Origin of the sequence: Rhizobium sullae (assembly GCF_900169785.1) — a bacterium.
GTDB lineage: Bacteria > Pseudomonadota > Alphaproteobacteria > Rhizobiales > Rhizobiaceae > Rhizobium > Rhizobium sullae.
The window spans coordinates 1-21445 of sequence record NZ_FWER01000063.1 but is presented as its reverse complement, the minus strand read 5'-3'; the positions used below and the strand labels follow the sequence as shown (position 1 = coordinate 21445).

Sequence of the window (21445 nt, the reverse complement as noted above, 5' to 3'; positions counted from 1 at the left end):
GTGGCGCGTATCTCTGCAATAGTGGTCTCAAGGCCGTAGGGGGCGTGGAGATTTTACCGGCGAGCGGTTCGATGACGGTTTGCATGGCGTCAATCCTGTCCGGCGAATGTCAGCTTGCGGCCGCGCTGCATCCACATCATCGCAATAATCGCGACAATGAAGGGGGTGGCAACGCGAAAGGGCGCAAGAGGCTTGTAGAGGGTCAGCAGGCTTTCCAGCATGCCGATGGCGAGCCCGGCGGCGAAGGTCGCAGGGATCGATGTGAGCCGGCCGATGATGGTGGTGGCAATGATCGGGATGACGAGAAAGGTCAGCACCGCCGGATCGAGCCGGACCAGGGTGGCAAACAACAGCCCGGTGAAGCCGGCAAGAACGCCGGATATGCCCCAAGCGAAAGTTTCGACGCGCTTGACCGGCGTTCCGAGGATGGCCGCTATTTCGCGATTGTCGGCAAGCGAACGCATCATCAGGCCCATGCGCGTGCGGGCGAGGAACAATCCCATGCCGAGTGTCACGCCGATGCCGGCAGCCAGTGCGATCAACCGCGTCGCGGTCACGCGCAAACCAACGATCGACAGCGAGAGGCTGTCGGGAGTCAACGAAAGCTTGCGCGGCGTGACGGTCCAGATCAGGTTCATAACGCCGAGCAGTGCAAGCGCGAACCCGAGGGTCGCCACCGCCTTGACCACCGGTTCACGATGGGCAAGTCCCGGGGCGATCAGCCGGCCGAACGCCAGAGACAGGACCAGCGCAACGCCGATACAGGCGAGCCAGGCAATGGGTTCCGGCCAGTTCCACTGCAACAGTTGCCAGGCCGTCATGGCACCTGCGGCGCCCATGGCGCCGTAGGCAAAATTCAGCACGCCCGTGGCGCGGTTGAGAAGCACCAGCCCGACGCCGCCGAGGGCATAAAGCGCCCCAACGGCAAGGCCGGAAACCAGGAACAGGCCGAGAGCGTTCATCGTGCATCCAATCAGTTGGTGATGCCGAGTTCTTTTTCAGCGGCGCGGATCGGATCGAGATAGGCGCTGTCGACATCAGCGCATTTGCTGATGACCTTGAAGCCGTTGCCTGAGATCTGCACCATCATGTTGGCATGGTTCGGCATATGCCGGTCCGCCTTGCCGACATAGTATGGTCCACACAACAGGTCGGAGCTCTCGTTCTTGATCTGTTGAATGGCTTCGGTCACCGAGGCACGATCAATCTTGGCCGGGTCGAGCTTCAAAAGGGCATCGACGAAAAAGCGTGCCGACAGATAGCCGGACTGGCTGAAGGTGTCGCGCGGATCTTCTGGCCGGGCATGTTGGTCCATGATGGCCCTCCAGTTGGTGGCGTCAGGTCCTGTGCCGTCAATCGGGGTCAATTCGATATTGACGTTCATCACTCCGTCCCAATAGGTGCCTAGCATGCCGGGTACGTCGGCATCATAGAGCGGGGTCGAGGAGATCCACTTGAAATTGTCGCGAAGGTTTTGTTCTTCGACTGCCTTGAGGTAGGCGGCTGCCATGCCGGCGGGCAGGTTGACGAGGACGGTGTCGGCACCGCTGGCGACTGTTTCCAGAACGGATGCATTCATGTCGGCTGCGGCGGGATCGAGCAGGATGCTCGTTCCTGCCAGGCCCTTGGCTTGCATGAATTTTTCCGTCCAGCCGCAGGAATAGGGGCCGACAGACGGAATTGTAAGGCCGATGCACACAACATTCGTCGCGCCGAGATTGCCGACGGCCCATTGCGCCGCACCGACGCTGGAGGGCAAAGGCCCTTCATTGGTAGAAACGATGTTCGAGGATTCGAAGCACTCCGCCACGGCACAGGCCGAGGCCATGGCCATGACACCTTCGTTCGCATAGAGTTTGGCGTTGACGCCCATTTCGACGAAGGAACCGTTGCCGACAAGGGCTACGACCTGCTCGTCCTTGACCAGCTTGGTCGCCACCTGGCTGGCGACCTCCGGATTCCACTGGTCGTCCTCGACCAGATACTCGATCGGCCGGCCATTGATGCCGCCATTTTCGTTGACGCAATTGAAATAGGCGCGAGCCGCGTCGGCGGACGACGAGAAGTCATCGGGGCCTGTCTGACCGACGACGGCGCCCACCTTGATCGGTTCACCGGCCGCTTTCTGGCCGTTGTTGAGCCCGCAGGCGGGGGCCGCGAAGGCCGAGCCGCCGCTGAAGATGATCGCGGCGGTCGATGCAGCAAGAAACAGAGTTCTCCTGGTCATGTGTTCTCCTCCCAAAGAAACGTTGCATGAAAGTCAAAAAGGGCGCCGCTTTCGCTTATGCAGCGGCCTCCTTGCCGAGAATGAAGCGGGATGCGCGCTCGCCGATCATGATGCAGGGCGCATTGGTGTTGCCGGACACGAGCGTCGGCATGATGGACGCATCGGCGACCCGAAGTCCCTCGACACCGCGCACTTTCAGATCCTCGCCAACGACCGCCATACGATCTTCGGCGGGGCCCATCTTGGCGGTTCCCGCCGGATGGAAGACGGTTTTGGACATGCTCCGGATGTAGTCGCGCAGGGCGGTCGGATCTTTCTCGATGCCAGGTTCCGGCAGCACCCGCCGCTTGACGATCCGCGCCAGGGATGGAGCCTCGGTGATCCGGATCGCCCATTCGACACCGCGCACAAGCGTTTCCAGATCAGCCGGATTGGATAAGGAATTTGCGTGAAACAGGGCGCTGTCCTTCGGATCGGCCGAGCGCAACTTGACCGTGCCACGGGATTGGGGCCGCAGGAAGCAGGGGCCGATAGAAATGCCGTGGCCGGGCACGGCGGCGCGTTCGGCAAACCCGACAAAGCTTGGCAGCACATGGAACTGTACATCGGGCTGTCCGGTGCCGGCGGTATCGACGAAACCGCCGGATTCAACCACGCTCGAGGTCAGCAAACCCGTTTTCGTCAGCATGTATTGCAGCATGTGGCCAACGGCCCTGAGCCCCTTGTCCTGCCCGAACATGGAGATCGGATCCTTGACCTCGACCTGTACGGTGGCCTCGAGATGGTCCTGGTAGTTCTCGCCGACGCCGGGCAGATCGGAAACAACTTGGATGCCGTGGCTCTGCAGATGGCAGGCATCGCCGATCCCGGAAAGTTGCAGGATCTTCGGCGTGGCAAGCGCTCCGGGCGTCAGAACGATTTCCCTGCGGGCCTTGTAGGTCGCACCTGTCTCCGTCAGGACGCCAACGGCGTTCTTGCCCTCGAAGAGCACCTTGTGAACGCGCGTGCTGGTCAGGATCGTGAGGTTCTTGCGCTTTTCGGCGTCGCGCAGGAAGGATTGTGCGGAACTCCAGCGCCGACCGTTATGGGTCGTCGTCTGATAGAAGCCGACGCCCTCCTGGACCTTGCCGTTGAAATCCTCGTTATAGGGGATGCCTGCTTCCTGCGCAGCGCGAATGAAAGCCCAGGACAGGGGGTGGCCGAAGCGGCGATCGGAAACCTTAAGTTCGCCCTCTGCGCCATGGAATTCGCCGGACAGACGCTGATTGCCCTCGACAGCCCGGAATGCCGGCAGCACCTTGTCGTAGGACCAGTTGCGGCAGCCCATCTGGGCCCAGGTGTCATAATCTTCCCGCTGACCACGAATGTAGATCATCGCATTGATCGAACTGCCGCCGCCGATGACATGGCCTTGCGGCACGACGTTCGGCTTGCCGTTCAGGCCCTTGTCCGGCTCCGAGACATAGAATTGCACGTCCTTGCCCTTTTCGATGACTTTGAAAAAGGTCGCCGGGATATGGATGAACTTGTCGGCATCCCGCGTGCCGCTCTCGATGAGCAGCACTTTGTTGCCGGGGTTCTCGGAGAGTCGCGCGGCAACGACGCAACCAGACGAGCCGCCGCCCACGATAATGTAGTCAAATTCGTTCATGATAGGCTCCATCGCGGCAGCGCAGGAAAAACAGCGCGTGCCGGGTGTTTCACGTCAGCAGAAGACGGTCTGGATAGTGGTGAATTCCTTCAATCCGTCGGCGCCGAACTCGACGCCGATACCGGATTGCTTTACCCCGCCGAACGGAGCATTCGGCTGGATTGCACCATGCTTGTTGATCCAGACCGAACCGCATTCGAGACGGCTTGCGACCTCTTTCGCCCTGGCGAGATCCGTCCCCCATACCGAGCCGCCGAGACCGGCCGGATTGTCGTTGGCCTTTCTGATCGCCTCTTCGACATCGCTGTAGCGGATGATCGGAAGGGCCGGGCCGAACTGCTCAAGATCGACGAGCTTGGCACCATGATCGATGTCGGCGACCAGCGTCACCGGATAGAAATAGCCGGGGCCGCCGTTGGGATTGCCACCGGTCAGGATGCGCCCACCTCTGGCTCTCGCCTCCTCGACAAGGGAGGCGACGATCTCGTACTGCATGCTGTTCTGCACCGGACCCAGCACCGAACTTTCCTCCATGCCGTCGCCGACCGGGATGTTGGCCGCGTAGGCAGCGAGATGCTCGCAGACGGCGTCGTAGATGCTGTCATGAACGTAGAGGCGCTTCAGGCAGGCACAGGTCTGGCCGTTGTTGATGAAAGCACCCCAGAACAGCCCCTCGGCGATTGCTTTCGGGTCGGCATCGGGCAGGACGATCCCGGCGTCATTTCCACCGAGTTCCAGGGTCAAACGCTTCAGCGTATCGACCGCGCTGGCCATGACCTTCTTGCCGGTAGCAGTGGAGCCGGTGAACGTAACTTTGGCGATGCCGGGATGGGCGGTCAGTGCAGCGGCGATCTCGTTTTCGCCCGTAACGACGTTGACAACACCGGGCGGCAGAACCTCATTCATCAACTCCACGAGTCGGATCGTCGATAGCGGCGTCAGCGGTGATGGTTTGATGATGACGGTGTTGCCGGTGCGGATCGCCGGTATGATGTGCCAGCAGGCGATCATCACCGGCCAGTTCCAGGGCGTGATCGAGGCGACGACGCCGATCGGCTTGCGATGCAATTCGACGCGGCCCTCAGGCGCATCCTGAAGCACCTCGATGGGAAGTTCGATTTCCGCGGTGTGGCGGGTCCAGGCGAGTGCGCCGCCGATTTCAAAACGCGAACCGAGACCGTTGAGCGGCTTGCCCTGCTCGAGGGTCAGCAAATGCGCGAGTTCCTCGGCATGGGCTTCGATCTTGGCAGCAACGGCCCGGCACGCGTCGGCAAGCTCTGTGCCGGATTTCAGCTTCCACGTCGCGAATGCCAAGCTGGCTGCTTCCACTGCGGCATCAAGGTCGGCGTGGTTGGCCATCGGCATGGCACCGACGATGTCGCCGGTGGACGGGTTGCGAATGTCCACGTGATGTGCGGTTTCCACCGCGGTACCGCCGATGAGCAGCGTATAGCGCTTCATGTCGAGCTCCTCCCAAAGCAATGTTTCGAGAGGCATTCAATTCCATGTGCGCCGCGCTGTCTTGGGCTCCGGCGCGGCCCGAATAGGACAAAAACGCGACTTTAGTGCTGCAGGATATCCTTCGGCGAACAGTCGAAGGCCTTGCGGAAGCACCGGTTGAAATAGGAGATGTCGTTGAAGCCCGCCGAATAGGCCACTTCGGCGATGGTTGGCGCGGACGGTCCGTTCTTCATCTGAAGCAGTTGTTCGTGAACGAGATGCAAGCGCCGCAGACGGATGAGAGATGTGGCCGTTGTGCCGAGCGCCAAGAAGTCATCCTGCAGCGTTCGCAACGAGATGCCAACCTTGTCGGCCAGCCACTGAGGTGTCAGGTGTTCGTCGGTGAGGTGCCGGTCAATCAGGATCTGGACGATCTCCAGCCGCCCGCCGGCACTATCTGCCGGAAAGGAATGATCCGGATCTTCATCCATCGCAAAGGCTTGACGGGTGGCGCTGAACAGCAACTCTCTCAAACTCTGTGCCCGCTTGTCTTGTGCATCAGTCCGGATCAGCTTGGCGACCAGTGCCCGCAACATGGCCGACATCGGGTCCTCGGCTTCAAGCCGCCGCGAAATCTCTACGTGAGCCGCCTTGCCGGCGACAATCAGCTGGCGCGGCAGGTGAACGGAAAGATGATTGGAGAAATTCCCTCCGAAATGAAAGATCGAGGGTGCGGAGCTGTCCACCAGAATGCAATCGCCCGGAGCGATAATCGATTGGCGGCCCCGCTGCTCGATGCCGCAGGTTCCCTCCAGTTGCAACAACAGGAACAGGTTCTCACCGTAGTCACGCTTGATGTCGACGAAATCGCGGCGGATGACGTCGAGATCGTTGGCAACCTGTGCCACCTCCACGCCCCCTGCGTCCATGATCGAGGCACTGCCGGTGACGACGTCGCATTCGGCGCGACACGGGCTAAAGCTACCGCAGATGGATTTGAGTTGCTCGGTCCAATCGTCGATGGCATGTACGGGCCATCGCTGGGGGATCATCGCCCCTAATTCCACCAGTTGCTGCATGACAGTCTCCTCCCAAAGACCGATTGAACAATCCCGACCCCCACCGAGATAATTGCCATGTTAAGGAAATCCTCTTCAGGGCGTTTGTCAACTCGATTGCGGGAGGATCACCCGGGATCTGCGACCACCCGGATTTGCGCGATAGCCGAAAATGCCGGATGGAAAGAGCCAAGCATGAAGGGATGGACCGATCGACGCCAACCCGGTCATCGCTCTAGCTTAGGACCCAGAGTGAGATTATGGGAAAACACACGATAAGGCCGATCCGGACGATGTCGGCCACCCAGAACCACAGAATGCCGCGGAACATGGTCATTAGCGGCACGTCCGGCAAAACCGAACGCAGCACGAAGACGTTCATTCCCACCGGCGGGGTGATGAGACTGATCTCGGTCGCAACGACAACAATCACAGCGAACCATATCAACACGTCATCGGGGTTGGCCAGCGGCCCCGCGCCGAAGTCGAGCTGATAGACAAGCGGGTAGAACACAGGCACCGTAAGCAAGATCATCGACAGGCTTTCCAGCACCGTTCCCAGCAGCAGGTAAATGACCACGATGAGCGCAATCACCGTCCATGGCCCCAGCCCGAACTGATGGACAAGATCGCCCAGTTGCTCTGGAAGGCCCGCAAAGGTGATGAAATTGCTGAAGATTTCGGCGCCGATGATGATGGCGAAGATCATCGCGGAAGCGATGGAGGCATCGATCAGCGCCTGCCACAGTGCCGCGCGGCGCAGCCCGCCGGTGACCGCGGCAATCACTACGGCCATCGCCGCACCCATGCCGGCCGCCTCTATGGGCGTAAACAGGCCACCATAGATGCCGGTCATGATGAACGCGAATAGCGCCACCGTTGCCAGCACGCCGATCATGTCCTGCTGCGAGATCGGCAGGGGCGCGCTGACCTCGGGGGCAAGCGCCGGGTTGATCCGCACCGCCACAATCACCGCCAGCAGATAAAGCCCGATCCCCAGGAGCCCGGGCAGGATGCCAGCGATGAACAACTTGCCGATGTCGCTTTCGGTCAGCAGGCCAAAGATGATCATCACGACCGAGGGCGGGATTAGGATGCCCAGCGTGCCGCCTGCGGCGATTGCGCCGGTTGCGAGGCTGTCGTGATAGCCGAAGCGACGCATCGATGGCATGGCCACCTTGGATATCGTGGCCGCCGTCGCCAGGGACGAGCCGCAGACTGCCGAGAAGCCGCCGCAGCTGAGGATCGTCGCCATGGCAAGACCACCGCGCATCCGCCCGAAGATGCGATCGGCACCCGTGAACAGGCCCTGCGCGATACCCGACGCTGCGAGCACGTTGCCCATGAAGATGAACAGCGGCACCACCGAGAGCGAATAGTTCATACCGGTTTCAAAAACGGCATTGCCGATCATGGCGCCCGCCGCATCTGTGCCGCGCAGTGCCGCGAAGCCCGCGCCACCCACGAGCGCCATGGCAAAGGCGATAGGCACGCGCAGGAAAACCAGCGCCAGAAGGACGGCGAAGGCAACGAGAGAAGTCGTCATGTCGGCCTCCGGGCCATGGCGATTACTGCGGATATGCAACAACTGGCAACGCCTATTACGCCCAGCACCCACATCGGCAGACCAAGCGCGGCGGTCCGCGTTCCCACGGCAAGGTGGCCCTGGGTGAGGATGATCAGGCGGAAGGCGAAGTAAAGCAGCACCGCTGCCGTCACGATGCCGCCGAGCCAGCCGAGTACCCGCACCATCGCCTGAGGCAGAAGCGGCACGAGCAGGTCCACCTCGACATGGGCACCGGCCGCTGTGGTCAGCGGCAATGCAACGAAGACGAGCGCGCCCAGCAGAACCTGTGTCAACTCGAAGGCCCCGCCGAGCGGACTGTCGAACAGATAGCGTCCGACCACGTCGATGCAGGTGACGAGCACGAGGCCCGCCATCAGCACCGCCGCCGCGGCGTTGAGCGCAAAACGCGCCCGCGCAATCATTGCGCCAGGCCCGTGCTCTGGCGGAAGGCTGCCAGTGCGGCCCGCCCGTCATATCCCGCATCCAGGCTGTCTGCCCAGGCGGCCTCCAGTTCGGTTGCCCTGGCGCGGATCGCATCAACCAAGGCCGGGCTGGCGTCGCTTACTTCCAGCTTGCCCGCTTCGGCGGCCGCGGCACCCGCCTCGTCAGCCCCGCGCCAGGCCTCGCCCACCCGCTTTGCGAAAGCCGGGCCCGAACGTTCGGTCAGTTTCGCCTGGTCCTCGGGTGAGATCGCATCCCACTTAGCCTGGTTCATCACGAGGAACCACGTTGTGTTATAAACGCCGCCCGGCAGCTTGGTGGTGTATTTCAGGGAATCCGCCAGCTTGAACGAGGCGATGGCGTCATAGGGGAAGGCCACGCCGTCGACTACGCCGCGCGACAGCTTCTCATAGACCTCGCCCGACGACATGAAGAGCGGCTCTACACCAAACCCCTTAAGGAGATCGGCCACGTAGCCGCCAGGTACACGAATCTTCAGCCCATTGAGGTCCTCGACCGCACCGACCGGCTTCTTGTTATTGTGCAGCATGCCAGGACCATGCATGAACAGGCCCAGAACGTGCGTGCCCTGATGCTCCTTCTCGGCGCCGAGTTGCTGTGTGTAGATACTCCAGAACGCTTCGGAATTGCTGACCGGATCATCGCCGAGGAAGCTGAACTGGCCGATCCGGGCGTTCTTGAACCGGTTGTCTTCCGTAAAGGAGTGCAGCCCGTATGTAATGTCGGCGACGCCATCGCGTGCCATATCGAAATGGGAAGGCGGACTGCCAAGAGGCTTGGCCAGAACACGGATCGTCACCCGGCCCTCGGTCGCCTTGCTGATTTCCTCGGCCCAGGGTTTGATGGCATTCTCCACGATCGGATGACGTGGCGGCAGCCAGCTGGAGACAATGAGCTCCTCGGCCAGCACCGGCAACGTCGTCGCAAGCGCGAACAGGCCACCCAGCAGCGATACTTTGAATGTTTTCATGTTTTCCTCCCTAGGCTGCTCGCACGGGCCTCCTCCCGGCGAGCGACGGTTCGAATGGCGAACCATTTTCTTAACATGTTAACTTTATCAGGAAATGTCAACGTTTTGTTTAGCCCCTTGCCGCACTCACGCACCGTCTGTGCGAAATCCCGCTGGATGATGATCGAGATTGTCGCAGATGGATCGGTACAGTCGTCGCTGGCGTGAACGGGCATTGCTCAGGGAGCTTCTCCCCGAATTCCACCGGCTGCTGCAAGGCAGTCTCCGCCCAAGGACCGGTTGAGCAATCCCGGTCCCCACCGAGATAGTTTCCATGTTAAAGAAGTTCTCTTCGGGCAATTTGCCAACTTTATTGCCGGTGGATCACCCGGGATCTGCGACCGCCCGCGATTGCGCAAAGACCGAAAATGCCGGATAGAAAGAACCAGCATGAAGAATGAACCGATCGACGATAGAAAAAGTGGCATGAGTTCTGCCAGCCCCGTACGCCGTGAGCGGCGGTCACTGGCTATCGGGCTCTTGCGGGCTCGTGAAGCAGTCATGAGCCACTTCCGGCCCATCCTTGCGGCCCGTGATGTGACGGAACAGCAGTGGCGGGTGATCCGCGTGCTCGCCGAAGCCGGGATGCTGGATGCCACGGAAGTCGCGGAAAAGGCTTTTATTCTGGCGCCGAGCCTCACCCGTATGATCCGCTCGCTCGAGGAGCGCGGTTTCATCGCGAAGCATAAGGACGAGGCGGATGGGCGGCGGGTGCTTCTGAGCCTCGCGCCACCCGGCCGGTCCTTGATCGACGAGGTAATGCCGGACAGCCGCCGGGTCTATGCGGAAATCGATGCTCGTTTCGGTGCGGGCCGTGTCGAAGATCTGCTTGATATGCTCGATGACCTTGCCGCCATCAAGCTCAATGGCAAGCCGGGCGGCGAGGACGCCTAGTGGCTCAATAGACTTTGGCGGTCGCCGGCGCCTTGGCCGGCGCGGCGGCCTTGAAGTCGGAGAGCAGCTTCGTCGTGGCATTAGCGAGCAACGTCACGTCGTTGCCGATCGCGACGAAGGAGGCGCCGAGTTCGAGGTAGCGCTTGGCAAGACCAAGATCGCCGATCAGGATGCCCGCGGCCTTGCGGTGCGACTGGATTCTTCGGAGCGCCTTCTCCACCTCAGCCTGCACTTCCGGGGCACCGGGCTTGCCGAGGAAGCCCATGTCGGCGGCAAGGTCCGCCGGGCCGATGAACACGCCATCGACACCCTCAGTCCCTGCGATATCGTCGAGCGCTTCCAGCCCGGCACGGCTTTCGACCTGCAGCAGCAGGCAGATCTCGTCGTTCGCCGTCTGCAGATAGTCTGTTGTGCGGTTGAAGGCGGAGGCGCGGGCGAGTGCCGCGCCGACGCCGCGCACGCCATGGGGCGGGTACCGCACGGCCTTTACCATTGCCTCCGCCATCGCCTTGCTGTCGACCATGGGGATGAGTAGCGTCTGGGCGCCGATGTCGAGGAGTTGCTTGATGATCCAGGTCTCGCCGATGGGCGGGCGGATGACGGCCTGGCTTGTCGTACCTTTCATTGCCTGGAGCTGAGAAACCAGCAGCGGCACGTCGTTTGGCGCGTGTTCGGCATCGAGCAGCAGCCAGTCGTAGCCCGCCTCGGCGCAGATCTCGACCGTGTAGGGATTGGCGAGTGCTTGCCAGAGGCCGATCTGCGCGCGACCTTCCCTGAGCGCCTGCTTGAAACGGTTTTCCGGGGCGGGCATCGAAAACTCCTTTGAGCAAGTCCGACAAAAATGCGAAGCGGTTTTGCTGGAATTGCGTTAAATCTCTAGGCGAAGAACAGGCTGACGCTGCCATAGGGGCCAAAATCGGCGAAGATCGTATCGCCGTGGCGGGCCTCGATCGGCCGGATGAACGAGCCGGCGAGCACGATCTGCCCCGCCTCGATGCCCTCGCCATATTGCGCCAGCCGGTTGGCAAGCCAGGCTACTCCGCGGGCGGGTTGGTTGAGCACGCCGGCGCCGAGGCCGGTTTCCTCCACCTCCGCATTGCGGCTGACGATCGCGCCCATCCAGCGCATGTCGATTTCACCCGGCCGAACTGCGCGACCACCGGTGACGATGCCCGCATTGGCGGCATTGTCCGAGATCGTGTCGAAGATGGTGCGCGCCTTCTTCGTCTCTGGATCGACGCGCAGGATGCGCGTGTCGAGGATTTCGAGCGCCGGTGTCACGTAGTCCGTCGCGTTCAGCACGTCGAAGACGGTCACGCCGGGACCCTTCAGCGGCGCCTTCATCACGAAGGCGATTTCCGCCTCGACGCGCGGCTGGATGAAGCGGTCGGCCGGCACGGTCGCGCCGTCCCCGAAGACCATGTCGTCGAAGAGCACGCCGGAATCCGGAATGTCGATGTTCAGCGCATATTGCATGGCCTTGGAGGTCAGGCCGATCTTCCAGCCGATCACCCTGCGCCCCCCGGCGATCTTCTTCTTCACCCAGGTGCCCTGGATCGCATAGGCGTCGTCCATGTCGATTGCCGGGTATTTCAGCGAGAGGAGGCCTGTCTGGGCACGCGTGCGTTCCGCTTCGTCGAGGCTTTCTGCAGCGGCGCGGATCTCGTCGGGCGTCATCATGGTCAAACCTCGTCGGCGATCGTGTTGCGCAGCGTGCCGATGCCGTCTGCCTCGACCTCGACAACGTCGCCCGGTTTCAACCAGATCGGCGGGTCGAAGCGCGCGCCGGCGCCGGTCGGCGTGCCGGTGACGATAATGTCACCCGGTACGAGCGTGGTGAAGGTGGAGATGTAGTTGATGATCTTGCGGAAGGAGAAGATCATGCGGCTGGTGCGGTCGCTCTGGCGGACTTCGCCATTGACGCGCGTCTCCAGCTTGATATCGGCAAGCTGGCTTTCGTCGGTATAAGGAACGAGCCAGGGGCCGATCGAGCCGGTGCTGTCGAAATTCTTGCCCTGGGTGACGTTGAACTTCGCATGCCGCACCCAGTCGCGGATCGTGCCTTCATTGCAGAGCGACAGAGCTGCGATGTGATCGAGCGCCTGCGCTTCGGGAATGCGGCGGCCGCCCTTGCCTATGACGATGACAATCTCGCCTTCATAGTCGAGCTGCGGGCTTTCCGGCGGGCGGATCAGCGGCCGGTCGTGGCCGGTAAAGGAACGCGGAAAACGGATGAACAGGGACGGATTGGGGGGTGCCGACTGCCCGTCCTTGTATTCCTCGTTGCGGTCCGGAAAGTTCACGCCGACGCAGATGATCTTTTCCGGTGCCTGGATCGGGATTTCATATGTGATCTCGTCAAGTGCATAGTCGGCGGGCAGGGCGGCTGCTTCATCTGCCAGCGCGTGAAGCGCCCCTGCTTCGACGACTTCCCGCAAGGTCGGCCATTTCGATCCATGGCGTGCGGAAAGGTCGATGACCCCTGTGTCCGTGAGGAGGCCGTAGCGGGTACCGCCGTTGTGGGAAAAGCTGACGAGTTTGGGATGAGACATGATTTCTCCTAGCCTGCTCAGGCAATGCCGCCGAGGCAGACATATTTGATTTCAATGAAGTCCTCGATGCCGTATTTCGACCCCTCGCGGCCCAGGCCGGACAGCTTGACGCCGCCGAAAGGTGCCTCTGCGGTCGATATCAGCCCGGTGTTGACCCCGACCATGCCGTATTCCAGCGCTTCTGCGACACGGAAAACGCGGGCGAGGTCCTTGGCATAGAAATACGATGCCAGGCCGAATTCGGTATCATTGGCCTGTGCAATGACATCGTTCTCATCCTTGAAGCGGAACAGCGGCGCCAAGGGGCCAAAGGTCTCCTCACGGGCCACTGCCATCTCTGAACTGACATCGGCAAGCACTGTCGCTTCGAAGAAGGTGCCGCCCAGCTTATGGCGCTGACCGCCCTGGATCAGGCGCGCGCCTTTGGCAAGGGCGTCGGAAACATGCTCCTCGACCTTGGACAGGGCTGCGTCATCGATCAATGGCCCGAGCGTGACGCCTTCGTCTAGGCCGTTACCGGTTTTGAGCTTGCCTACAGCGGCGGCAAGCTTTGTGGCAAAGGCGTCATAGACGCCCTCTTGAACATAAATCCGGTTGGCACAGACGCAGGTCTGGCCATTGTTGCGGAACTTGGCGATCAAGGCTCCTTCGACGGCGGCATCGAGGTCCGCATCGTCAAAGACGATGAAGGGCGCGTTGCCGCCGAGTTCCAGGCCGAGCTTCTTGATCGTCGGCGCGCTTTGACGATAGAGTTCGATGCCGATTTCGGTCGAGCCGGTAAAAGTCAGCTTGCGGACGATCGGGCTCGCGGTCAACTCGCCGCCGATCTCGCGGGCCGAGCCGGTAAGCACGCTGAAAAGGCCGAGCGGAAGACCGGCGCGCTCGGCAAGGACTGCGAGCGCGATGGCTGAAAAAGGCGTCTGTGACGCGGGCTTCAGAACCATGGCGCAGCCTGCAGCCAAAGCCGGGCCGGCCTTGCGGGTAATCATCGCATTGGGGAAGTTCCATGGCGTAATGGCCGCCACCACGCCAATGGGCTGCTTCAACACCAGGATGCGCTTGTCCGTCTGGTGGCCGGGGATGATGTCGCCATAGACGCGACGCGCTTCCTCCGCGAACCATTCGATGAAGCTTGCGCCATAGGCAATTTCACCTTTGGCCTCAGCGAGCGGCTTTCCCTGTTCCATCGTCAGGATGCGGCCGAGGTCATCCTGGTTCGCCATCATCAGTTCGAACCATTTGCGCAGGATGGTTGACCGCTCCTTTGCGGTGCGAGCCGACCATTCCTTTTGCGCGCGTTCGGCCGCGACAATAGCCTCACGCGTCTCAGCAGCACCGAGCTTCGGCACGCGGCCGATAACTTCGCCGGTTGCCGGGTTGGTGACCTCTATGGCGTTGCTCGGATCGGCCTCGATCCAATTGGTTCCAACCAGAGCGGCCTGGCGAAAGAGCGCCGGATCGTTGATCTGCATATTTGCTTCTCACTCGCTGTCTTAAAAAAAGCGGCGGACACTGAGGTCCGCCCAGTCGCGGAGGTATTACGGCGCAATGATCGGTTGAGCCTTGAGGTCTGAAGCGCACACTGGCGTATCGGCAAACACACTGCCGTGCTCGAACCAGGACTTCGGCGCGGGCGCGCCCCAGAGCGTCTGGCGCTGCGGGTCCTTGAGACCCCACTTGATCGGTTCGAGGTCCGGGTCAACCGTCTGGTAGTCCGAGCAATAGATCTCGATGCGGTGGCCATCGGGATCGAGGATGTAGAGGAAGAAGGCATTCGAAATGCCGTGACGCCCTGGACCACGCTCGATATTGGCCACCCAGCCGGTGGTCGCCATCAGGTCGAGCAGGTCGATGATGTTGAGGGGTGTCGGCACCCAGAAGGCTGTGTGGTGCAGGCGCGGGCCGGTGCCGTTGGTAAAGGCGATGTCATGCACACCACCCTTGCGATGGGTCCAGGCGGCCCAGAGGCGGCCGGTTTCCTCGTCCGCAGTGTATTCCGTTACCCGGAAGCCGATCTCGTTGTAGAAGGCGACCGACTCGTCCACATTTGACGAGAAGCAGTTGAAGTGGTCGATCCTGAGCGGTTTCACGCCCTTGTAGAGCGCGTATTTTTGATGGATCGGCGGCAGGCGGTCCATCCTGGAGTAGAACTCCAGCGGAATACCGTGCGGATCGCGCGTGCGGAAGGTACGGGCCTGGTAGGGGCGTTCCACCCACTCGACCGGCAGGTCCTTGCGCTTGAAAAAGTCAGCCGCTTTGTCGAGTTCAGCGTCGTCGAACACTTTGAAGCCGAGATCGCGGGCTTCCGACTTGTCCGATTTCTTCAGCACGATGCAATGATGACCGCGCTCTTCCATTGCCCGCAGATAGATCGTGTCGGCTGTCTCGTCTGTCACCTGCAAGCCGAGCGTATCGACATAGAAAGCGCGAGACTTGGCGAGATCCTTGACGCCGAATTCGACATGGCTGAGCCGCACGATGTTGAAGGGCGGGTAGAGATTGGGTTCAGGTAGTGCCATTTGATCCTCCTCCGGCCTGTCTCGCTCCATGAGACAGGCATTCATGTTCGTCGTTGTTTGAAAATCAGCCGCCCAGCTTCTGGATGGCGTGGGGCTTGGTGGCGAAGGCGACATTCTTCGTTTCCATGTAGAAATCGAAGGACCAGTCGCCGCCGTCGCGGCCGATGCCGGAATTCTTGACGCCACCAAAGGGCGTCGGCAGATGTCGGACGTTTTCCGAATTCACCCAGATCATGCCAGCCTCGAGATGGTCGGTGAAGCGGAAGGCGCGGGTGATGTCCGATGTCCACAAGTAGCCGGTCAGGCCGTACTGGACGTCGTTGGCAAGGGCGAGAGCCTCGGTTTCATCCTTGAACGGTATCGCGGTGAGCACCGGTCCAAAAATCTCTTCCTGAGCGATGCGCATTTGATTGTTGGCGCCGGTAAACAGCGTCGGCGAGACGTAGCAACCACCACCCGGCCCATCGAATTTTGCACCGCCGGCGGCAACGGTTGCTCCTTCGGCCTTGCCGATGCCGATATATTCGAGAACCTTCGCCTCATGAACCGGGTGGATCAGCGGGCCGATGACCGTTTCCGGATCGAGCGGATGGCCGACCTTGATGCGTTTGGCTTTCTCGGCGACCATTGCGGTGAAAGTGTCATAGACGCTTTCCTCGACCAGGAGACGCGAGGATGAGGTGCAGCGCTCGCCGTTCAGAGAGTAGATCATGAACACGGCCGCATCGGCAGCGCGCTCCAGATCGGCGTCGGCAAAGACGATGACCGGGTTCTTTCCGCCAAGTTCGAAATGGACGCGTTTCAAGGTGTCGGCGCCCTGTTTCATGATCATGGAGCCAGTGCGGCTTTCGCCGACAAAGCCGATGGCCTTGATCAGCGGATGTTCGGTCAATGCCTTGCCCGCATCCTCGCCGAAGCCGTTGACAAGATTCCACACACCCTTGGGTAGACCGGCATCCTCGGCGATCTCGACCAGCAGCCGCGCAGTGAGCGGCGAAAATTCGGCTGGCTTGTGCACGATGGTGCAACCGCTCGCAAGCGCCGGCGCGATTTTCCACGTGGACAGCATGAAGGGCGTGTTCCACGGCGTGATAACCCCCACAGGGCCGATCGGATTGCGCGTGGTGATGTTCACCTGGCCATCGGCGCGCAGCGACTTGCCGTCACGGGCTTCCGGCGCGCGGTCGGCGAAGTAGCGGAAGTTCTCAGCTCCGCGCAGGGCCGCCTTGGCCATGAATTTCAACGATTGTCCGGTGTCCATGCACTCGACAAAGGCGATTTCCTCGGCCCGCGCGACGATGGCGTCGGCAATCTTGTGCAGCAGCTTCCTGCGCGCCGTGCCATCCATCGCCGCCCATTCGGCAAATGCAGCCTTTGCGGCCTTTGCGGCGCGATCGATGTCTTCAGCCTTGCCGCGAGCAATGTTGGCAAGCGGCTTCAGATCGACCGGCGAAATGGTTTCGAACGTGGCACCGTCGGCGGCGGCAACGTCTTCGCCACCAATACGGTTCAAGACGCCCTTGTCCCTAAACTGAGCAAGATAGGCTTCGGCCTTGGCGATGTTTTCCTGAAGTCTGGACATATAATGATCCTTGGCTCAACCGCTTGCGATGCCGCGGCAGTCTGGGGTTACTTGCCGCGCAGGCGCGGATGAATTGCGTTTTTCTTCCAGCTCAATTCCGCGTCGATCTCTCGGATTTCCAGCGACAGCGCGAAATGCGGGGTCTCAAAAAGCGGAGCCAGGGCGGCGCTCGCAGCAGCGAACAGAGCCTCGCCCGTGCGTTTCTTCTCTTGCGCGCTGCGCCCCTTGCCGATGCGGAAATTGAGGTCGATGAAGCCGTTTTCGGGAAGGCGGTCGGCGATGGCGTAGTGATCGGCCTTCAGTGCCCTCACGCGGACAGCTCCGACTTCAAACAGGCCGGTTTCCAGAACCGTTTCCAGCAAGGTGCCGCAAAGGGTGTCCAAATCGGCGCGGCCTTCCAGATTGGCCGAATACTCGACAGTCAGATGCGGCATGTGTCCTCCCAGACGCTTCATCGATTTACTTAACATGTTAAATAAATAATCGGATGTCAAGGGAGATTTTGACCTCCCTTGGCTTTCCGAAAACGAGCGGTGGAAAACAGATCAACCGCCGAAGCTGCCGCTCTGTGTCGGTACATGGACATAGTTACGATCGAAATAGAGAAGGGCATGTCCATCCCTGCGGGAACGGATTTCGACCACTTCCCCGATCAGGATGTTGTGCGTACCGACCAGCCTTGCCTCGATCAGGTTGCAGTCGAAGGACACCATGGAATCCGCCAGGGCCTGATTGCCGGATGAAAGGTTCACCCAGTCGGCGGTGGCATAGCGAGCATCCATGTCGCTTTGCTGGCCAGCGAAACAGCTGGCCAGATCCTTGTGTTCCGGCGTCAATACGTTGACGCAGAACCGGCGGTTTTCGACGAAGATGCCGGTCTGGGCCGATCGGCTGTTCATGCAGACAAGCAAAGTCGGCGGCTCGTCTGTAACCGAGCACATGGCTGTCGCCGTGAACCCACCGCGTCCGTGGGGTCCGTTGGTGGTGATGACATTGACGGGAGCGCACACCCTTGCCATGGCATTGCGAAATTCGGTCTTCGAGACTGAAGTGTCCATCACATTGCCCTCACTCAGCGGCGTTGCGCAGCGGGCGGATGTCATCGAGCGGCGGCAACCAGGTGTTGCCGGTCCAGCCGTTCTCGTCATAATCCGACATGCACTGATCGACGAGTGCTTCCATTTCTTTCAACCGGCCGCCGCGTTCGGCGCCTTTGAGAACCTGCAACCGAACCTCTTCCGGCGCCCCAGCATAGTTCAGTTCGTAGAGCGCATGGCGACCACCGAATTCCGTCCCGGTCGCGTCCCAGAGCAGCTTCATGATCTTGATGCGTTCGATATGGCTCATGTCGTTTGAGCCACGCACATACTGTGCGAGATAACGGTTGATCTCCGGATTCTGGAAATCCTTGGCCGAAGAGGGCAGGTAAATCAGCCCGGAGGCGACCGTGCGCCGGACAATGTCGATGACCTTAGGATAGGCCTCCGACATGAAGGTGCGGTAGCAGAGCGCCGCTTCGAGATTCGGCAGCACAGCACCGTTCGCCCAGGGGATCGGGTTGTGTGCCATGGCATTGGAGAACGCCCAGAACTGGTGGCGGATGGCGATCACTTCGCCAAGCATCGCCTGATTGCCGCGGAAGGCATCGCCGCCTGTTGCACGGAGCGCCTTGGCGAGAAGGCCTGCGAGGAAGTCCAGTTTCACGGCAAGACGCGTGCACCCCTGGAAGCAGTAGCCATGCATGAAGCCGGAGGCCGGATGGAAGGAGAGGATCTTCGCCGCATCCCGGATGACCAGAACGTCCTCCCACGGCACGAACACGTTGTCGAGCACGAGGATGGCATCGTTCTCATCGAAGCGCGAGGAGAGCGGATAGTCAAAGGGCTGGCCTTCCGCATTGGCTGTCTGTTCGTAGGAGACGCGGCAGAACATCTTGATGCCCGGCGCATTCATCGGAACGATGAACATGACCGACAGCGACGGATCCTCGGTTACGGTTGCCGAGCTCTGGGCAAGGAAATTGTAGTGGGTCAGAGCCGATGAGGTTGCGACGACCTTGGCGCCCGAAACATAGATACCGGCGTCGGTTTCCTTGGTGATATGGACAAACACGTCCTTCACGGCGTCGGCCGGCTTGTGCCGGTCGATCGGCGGATTGACGATCGCGTGGTTCATGAACAACGCCGCTTCCTGGGCGCGTTTGTGCCATGCGAGGGCATTGTCCTTGAACTGGCCATACCAATCGGCATTGGCGCCGAGCGTGTTCATCAGGGCCGCCTTGTAGTCGGCGGTGCGCCCCATCCAGCCATAGGACATGCGGGCCCAGTCGGCGATCGCGCCCTGCTGGGCGACAAGGTCTTCCGATGATTTGGCGACGCGGAAGAACTTGTGTGTGTATCCGCCGGAGCCGGTATCGGTCGGCGAGGTCAAGCGTGCTTTGGTCTTCTCGTCATGAAGAGCGTCATACATGCGGGCAATGGACCGGGCCGAATTGCGCATCGACGGATGAGTGGTGACGTCGGCGATGCGCTCGCCGTTGATATAGACCTCCCGACCGTCGCGCAGGCTTGCCAGATATTCGGCGCCGGTGAACGGACGGGTCTTGTCTGCACGGTGATCTTCAGCTCGCATCTCATCTTCCTCCCTTGATAGATGACGAGACAGTATGATCGAGCGTGATTTTCGGCCATGGACAAAGCAGGCAATTCGCTGGTACTTTTTCCGGTACGATGGCAAGAAACGATATTCCCTCCTTCTTTGTCTATGGTGAGCCAAGCCGTTCACTCGATGTGGGTTTTCTCCATGTCGAAACGGTAATGGAGCGCAGAAGCGTGCATTTCGGCCATGTTGCGCCGCATAAACATTCATCCATGGGGCAGATCACCTATTGGTTTCGAGGTGGCGGTGCCTACCGCATCGACGACCAGACTTGGAATTTTTCGGCTCCCACGATCAGCTTCGTGCCGAGCAACGTGGTTCATGGTTTCGATGTCGGCGAGCAATCCGATGCGATCGTCGTGTCCGTATCCGACGATTTGCTGGGCGCGATAGATCCGCAGGTCGCACTCGATCTTAACACGCCAATGCTGCTCAGTGGGGAGGCGCTCGATCCGGGCTGGTCGCGGCTCGGGACGACGCTTGAAATGATTGCCGACGAATATCGGGGCGGTGGCGGTAAGGACGACAAGGTCGTAGTCGGTCTCGTCTCGGTCGCCTTGTCAATGTTGGCCCGCCTTGCCGGGGCGAGAAATGTCCAGCTGACATCGCCAGCGGGCGCCCTCGGCATCGCGCTTCGGCGGGCCGTCGACAATCACTACAAGGAGGACTGGCCTGTCAGCCGCTATGTCGATTTTCTGGCGACCACGCCCCATTTGCTCGACAAGGCCGCGCGCGAGGTGTTCGGACAATCGGTCAAGGATCTCCTGCTCGACCGTCGTCTGCTGGAGGCAAAGCGCCTGCTCAAGTTCACGATCCGATCTGTCGAAGATATCGCACGGGAAGTGGGGTTTGAGGACCCGGCTTATTTTTCGCGGTTTTTCCGTAAACGCGCAGGCGAAGCGCCGGCCGCTTGGCGCCGGCGGCAGATCGGGCAGGAGCCATAACGTTGCCGCTATGTCGCGGAACACCCGTTAAGCAATACCCATCCTGAGTTTGCAGGAAAATTCTCCATGGCACCACACCAAGTGGTCCGAGGCCTATATTTTCTTTGTCGTGCAATAGGCTATTCGACATACGCGGCTGAACTCGTTCTGGCGCTTGTCGAAGAAACAAGGTGGAAGTCCCGCACAAAGCAATCCGAGTTCGTCCACGGGTTGAGGCGTGCCATATTCGTCGATGTTTCTGTCGCCATTTCTCACTTCTTCGACCAGATCAGCTCGGTGGCGGAGGCCGAGCGAGCGGAGTTCGATCGAAAGCAGGCAGAGGAAGTGGAGAGTGATAGCGCTTCGATGAACATCCTCAGCGCTGCGCTGAGGCTCCTGGCCGAACGCGATTTTTCCAATGGCATCAGTCAGGCTGTTCCGGCGAAAATGGAAGGCGCCCGGCGGGATTTCAATATCACCGTGGAGACGTTGCGTGACGTCCTGTCGCGGATCAACACCGCCGCAGAATTTCCACCGCCGTATTTGAAGCCAACGATCTTATCGAGAGGACTGCCGGAGCAAGCTCCGAACAGTCTTCCAGTCTGCAGGAAGTGAACAGGGCGGTTAACGACCTCGATCAGGTAACCCAGCAGAACGCTGCCATGGCGGAGGAAACATCGCCATGGCTTGTCAGCTACGGGAAAAAGCGCTTCAGCTTCACGTTCTGATCTCGGAGTTCAAGCTGGCCGCTCAGCAGAAAAGCGGAAACTCCAGCCTGGTTGCGTGAATGCTCTATGTTCCATAATCTATCTTATGCGATGTGTGTGTGTAGCCGCAAAGTTAAAGTGTCCTGTTTCTGCAAAGTTGGAATGTCACACTCTCCCCGGTTTTGATGACCTGGGA

Annotated in this window: 20 protein-coding genes; 3 read left to right on the top strand and 17 right to left on the bottom strand. The window is 60.6% G+C overall.

The window, feature by feature from the left end:
• Nucleotides 1-89: 89 nt before the first annotated feature.
• The 8 genes from BN1800_RS33885 to BN1800_RS33850 form a co-directional block, all read right to left on the bottom strand.
• On the bottom strand, nt 90-962 hold the full coding sequence (locus tag BN1800_RS33885; RefSeq protein WP_087004386.1) for a branched-chain amino acid ABC transporter permease: 873 nt from the start codon (nt 960-962) through the stop codon (nt 90-92).
• A gap of 11 nt (nt 963-973) precedes the next feature.
• Nucleotides 974-2227, bottom strand: coding sequence for an ABC transporter substrate-binding protein (locus BN1800_RS33880; protein ID WP_087004383.1), 1254 nt, complete (start codon nt 2225-2227; stop codon nt 974-976).
• A gap of 55 nt (nt 2228-2282) precedes the next feature.
• Entirely contained in the window at nt 2283-3878 is a 1596-nt protein-coding gene (locus BN1800_RS33875; RefSeq protein ID WP_087004464.1) for a GMC family oxidoreductase, read from the bottom strand.
• A 54-nt stretch (nt 3879-3932) separates the two neighbouring features.
• Nucleotides 3933-5339: an aldehyde dehydrogenase family protein gene (locus BN1800_RS33870; RefSeq protein WP_087004380.1), complete on the bottom strand. Its 1407-nt coding sequence runs from the start codon at nt 5337-5339 to the stop codon at nt 3933-3935.
• Nucleotides 5340-5440: 101 nt separating this feature from the next.
• Nucleotides 5441-6397, bottom strand: coding sequence for a helix-turn-helix domain-containing protein (locus BN1800_RS33865; protein WP_244564755.1), 957 nt, complete (start codon nt 6395-6397; stop codon nt 5441-5443).
• 214 nt (nt 6398-6611) lie between these two features.
• Nucleotides 6612-7922: a TRAP transporter large permease gene (locus tag BN1800_RS33860; RefSeq protein WP_087004377.1), complete on the bottom strand. Its 1311-nt coding sequence runs from the start codon at nt 7920-7922 to the stop codon at nt 6612-6614.
• Complete coding sequence (locus BN1800_RS33855; protein WP_210191307.1) at nt 7919-8317, bottom strand: TRAP transporter small permease; 399 nt, start codon at nt 8315-8317, stop codon at nt 7919-7921. The genes BN1800_RS33860 and BN1800_RS33855 overlap by 4 nt, the downstream gene beginning before the upstream one ends.
• Nucleotides 8318-8361: 44 nt before the next feature.
• Nucleotides 8362-9375 (bottom strand): TRAP transporter substrate-binding protein, encoded by a 1014-nt coding sequence (locus BN1800_RS33850; RefSeq protein WP_087004371.1) that lies wholly within the window; start codon nt 9373-9375, stop codon nt 8362-8364.
• A gap of 429 nt (nt 9376-9804) precedes the next feature.
• On the opposite strand from BN1800_RS33850, the gene hpaR reads away from it, so the two are divergent.
• Nucleotides 9805-10308 carry a homoprotocatechuate degradation operon regulator HpaR gene (gene hpaR / locus BN1800_RS33840; RefSeq protein ID WP_087004366.1) on the top strand — a complete coding sequence of 168 codons (504 nt, stop codon included), beginning with the start codon at nt 9805-9807 and terminating at the stop codon, nt 10306-10308.
• A gap of 4 nt (nt 10309-10312) precedes the next feature.
• Here the strand turns inward: hpaR and hpaI are convergent, their stop codons facing one another.
• From hpaI to BN1800_RS33795, 9 genes are all read right to left on the bottom strand, one after another.
• The gene (gene hpaI / locus BN1800_RS33835) at nt 10313-11119 is read right to left on the bottom strand and encodes a 4-hydroxy-2-oxoheptanedioate aldolase (protein ID WP_087004364.1); all 807 of its coding nucleotides are present in this window, start codon (nt 11117-11119) and stop codon (nt 10313-10315) included.
• Between the two features lie 65 nt (nt 11120-11184).
• The gene (gene hpaH, locus BN1800_RS33830) at nt 11185-11988 is read right to left on the bottom strand and encodes a 2-oxo-hept-4-ene-1,7-dioate hydratase (protein ID WP_087004361.1); all 804 of its coding nucleotides are present in this window, start codon (nt 11986-11988) and stop codon (nt 11185-11187) included.
• 2 nt (nt 11989-11990) lie between these two features.
• Complete coding sequence (locus BN1800_RS33825; protein ID WP_087004359.1) at nt 11991-12860, bottom strand: fumarylacetoacetate hydrolase family protein; 870 nt, start codon at nt 12858-12860, stop codon at nt 11991-11993.
• Between the two features lie 17 nt (nt 12861-12877).
• Entirely contained in the window at nt 12878-14332 is a 1455-nt protein-coding gene (gene gabD / locus BN1800_RS33820; RefSeq protein ID WP_087004356.1) for an NADP-dependent succinate-semialdehyde dehydrogenase, read from the bottom strand.
• Nucleotides 14333-14398: 66 nt separating this feature from the next.
• Nucleotides 14399-15379 (bottom strand): 3,4-dihydroxyphenylacetate 2,3-dioxygenase, encoded by a 981-nt coding sequence (hpaD, locus tag BN1800_RS33815; protein WP_087004353.1) that lies wholly within the window; start codon nt 15377-15379, stop codon nt 14399-14401.
• A gap of 64 nt (nt 15380-15443) precedes the next feature.
• Nucleotides 15444-16961, bottom strand: coding sequence for a 5-carboxymethyl-2-hydroxymuconate semialdehyde dehydrogenase (gene hpaE / locus BN1800_RS33810; protein ID WP_087004350.1), 1518 nt, complete (start codon nt 16959-16961; stop codon nt 15444-15446).
• Between the two features lie 47 nt (nt 16962-17008).
• On the bottom strand, nt 17009-17395 hold the full coding sequence (locus tag BN1800_RS33805; protein WP_087004348.1) for a 5-carboxymethyl-2-hydroxymuconate Delta-isomerase: 387 nt from the start codon (nt 17393-17395) through the stop codon (nt 17009-17011).
• A 111-nt stretch (nt 17396-17506) separates the two neighbouring features.
• A complete protein-coding gene (locus BN1800_RS33800) occupies nt 17507-18019 on the bottom strand; it encodes a flavin reductase (protein ID WP_087004344.1) in 513 nt (170 codons plus the stop codon).
• Nucleotides 18020-18029: 10 nt separating this feature from the next.
• Nucleotides 18030-19592: a 4-hydroxyphenylacetate 3-hydroxylase N-terminal domain-containing protein gene (locus BN1800_RS33795; protein WP_087004342.1), complete on the bottom strand. Its 1563-nt coding sequence runs from the start codon at nt 19590-19592 to the stop codon at nt 18030-18032.
• A gap of 98 nt (nt 19593-19690) precedes the next feature.
• Here BN1800_RS33795 and BN1800_RS33790 point away from each other — a divergent pair, with 98 nt between their 5' ends.
• Both BN1800_RS33790 and BN1800_RS33785 read left to right on the top strand, forming a co-directional pair.
• A complete protein-coding gene (locus BN1800_RS33790) occupies nt 19691-20563 on the top strand; it encodes a helix-turn-helix domain-containing protein (protein WP_087004339.1) in 873 nt (290 codons plus the stop codon).
• A gap of 66 nt (nt 20564-20629) precedes the next feature.
• Complete coding sequence (locus BN1800_RS33785; protein WP_087004337.1) at nt 20630-21157, top strand: hypothetical protein; 528 nt, start codon at nt 20630-20632, stop codon at nt 21155-21157.
• Nucleotides 21158-21445 lie beyond the last annotated feature (288 nt).

Excerpts from the sequence above, each read along its gene's own strand:
- BN1800_RS33875 (WP_087004464.1), bottom strand. The coding sequence starts at position 3,878 with ATGAACGAATTTGACTACATTATCGTGGGCGGCGGCTCGTCTGGTTGC.
- BN1800_RS33865 (WP_244564755.1), bottom strand. The coding sequence starts at position 6,397 with ATGCAGCAACTGGTGGAATTAGGGGCGATGATCCCCCAGCGATGGCCC.
- BN1800_RS33880 (WP_087004383.1), bottom strand. The coding sequence starts at position 2,227 with ATGACCAGGAGAACTCTGTTTCTTGCTGCATCGACCGCCGCGATCATC.
- BN1800_RS33885 (WP_087004386.1), bottom strand. The coding sequence starts at position 962 with ATGAACGCTCTCGGCCTGTTCCTGGTTTCCGGCCTTGCCGTTGGGGCG.
- BN1800_RS33825 (WP_087004359.1), bottom strand. The coding sequence starts at position 12,860 with ATGTCTCATCCCAAACTCGTCAGCTTTTCCCACAACGGCGGTACCCGC.
- BN1800_RS33855 (WP_210191307.1), bottom strand. The coding sequence starts at position 8,317 with ATGGCGGGCCTCGTGCTCGTCACCTGCATCGACGTGGTCGGACGCTAT.
- hpaI (WP_087004364.1), bottom strand. The coding sequence starts at position 11,119 with ATGCCCGCCCCGGAAAACCGTTTCAAGCAGGCGCTCAGGGAAGGTCGC.
- BN1800_RS33860 (WP_087004377.1), bottom strand. The coding sequence starts at position 7,922 with ATGACGACTTCTCTCGTTGCCTTCGCCGTCCTTCTGGCGCTGGTTTTC.
- BN1800_RS33850 (WP_087004371.1), bottom strand. The coding sequence starts at position 9,375 with ATGAAAACATTCAAAGTATCGCTGCTGGGTGGCCTGTTCGCGCTTGCG.
- BN1800_RS33800 (WP_087004344.1), bottom strand. The coding sequence starts at position 18,019 with ATGGACACTTCAGTCTCGAAGACCGAATTTCGCAATGCCATGGCAAGG.
- BN1800_RS33870 (WP_087004380.1), bottom strand. The coding sequence starts at position 5,339 with ATGAAGCGCTATACGCTGCTCATCGGCGGTACCGCGGTGGAAACCGCA.
- hpaE (WP_087004350.1), bottom strand. The coding sequence starts at position 16,961 with ATGTCCAGACTTCAGGAAAACATCGCCAAGGCCGAAGCCTATCTTGCT.
- hpaR (WP_087004366.1), top strand. The coding sequence starts at position 9,805 with ATGAAGAATGAACCGATCGACGATAGAAAAAGTGGCATGAGTTCTGCC.
- BN1800_RS33795 (WP_087004342.1), bottom strand. The coding sequence starts at position 19,592 with ATGCGAGCTGAAGATCACCGTGCAGACAAGACCCGTCCGTTCACCGGC.
- BN1800_RS33805 (WP_087004348.1), bottom strand. The coding sequence starts at position 17,395 with ATGCCGCATCTGACTGTCGAGTATTCGGCCAATCTGGAAGGCCGCGCC.
- BN1800_RS33785 (WP_087004337.1), top strand. The coding sequence starts at position 20,630 with ATGGCACCACACCAAGTGGTCCGAGGCCTATATTTTCTTTGTCGTGCA.
- BN1800_RS33790 (WP_087004339.1), top strand. The coding sequence starts at position 19,691 with ATGGCAAGAAACGATATTCCCTCCTTCTTTGTCTATGGTGAGCCAAGC.
- hpaH (WP_087004361.1), bottom strand. The coding sequence starts at position 11,988 with ATGATGACGCCCGACGAGATCCGCGCCGCTGCAGAAAGCCTCGACGAA.
- gabD (WP_087004356.1), bottom strand. The coding sequence starts at position 14,332 with ATGCAGATCAACGATCCGGCGCTCTTTCGCCAGGCCGCTCTGGTTGGA.
- hpaD (WP_087004353.1), bottom strand. The coding sequence starts at position 15,379 with ATGGCACTACCTGAACCCAATCTCTACCCGCCCTTCAACATCGTGCGG.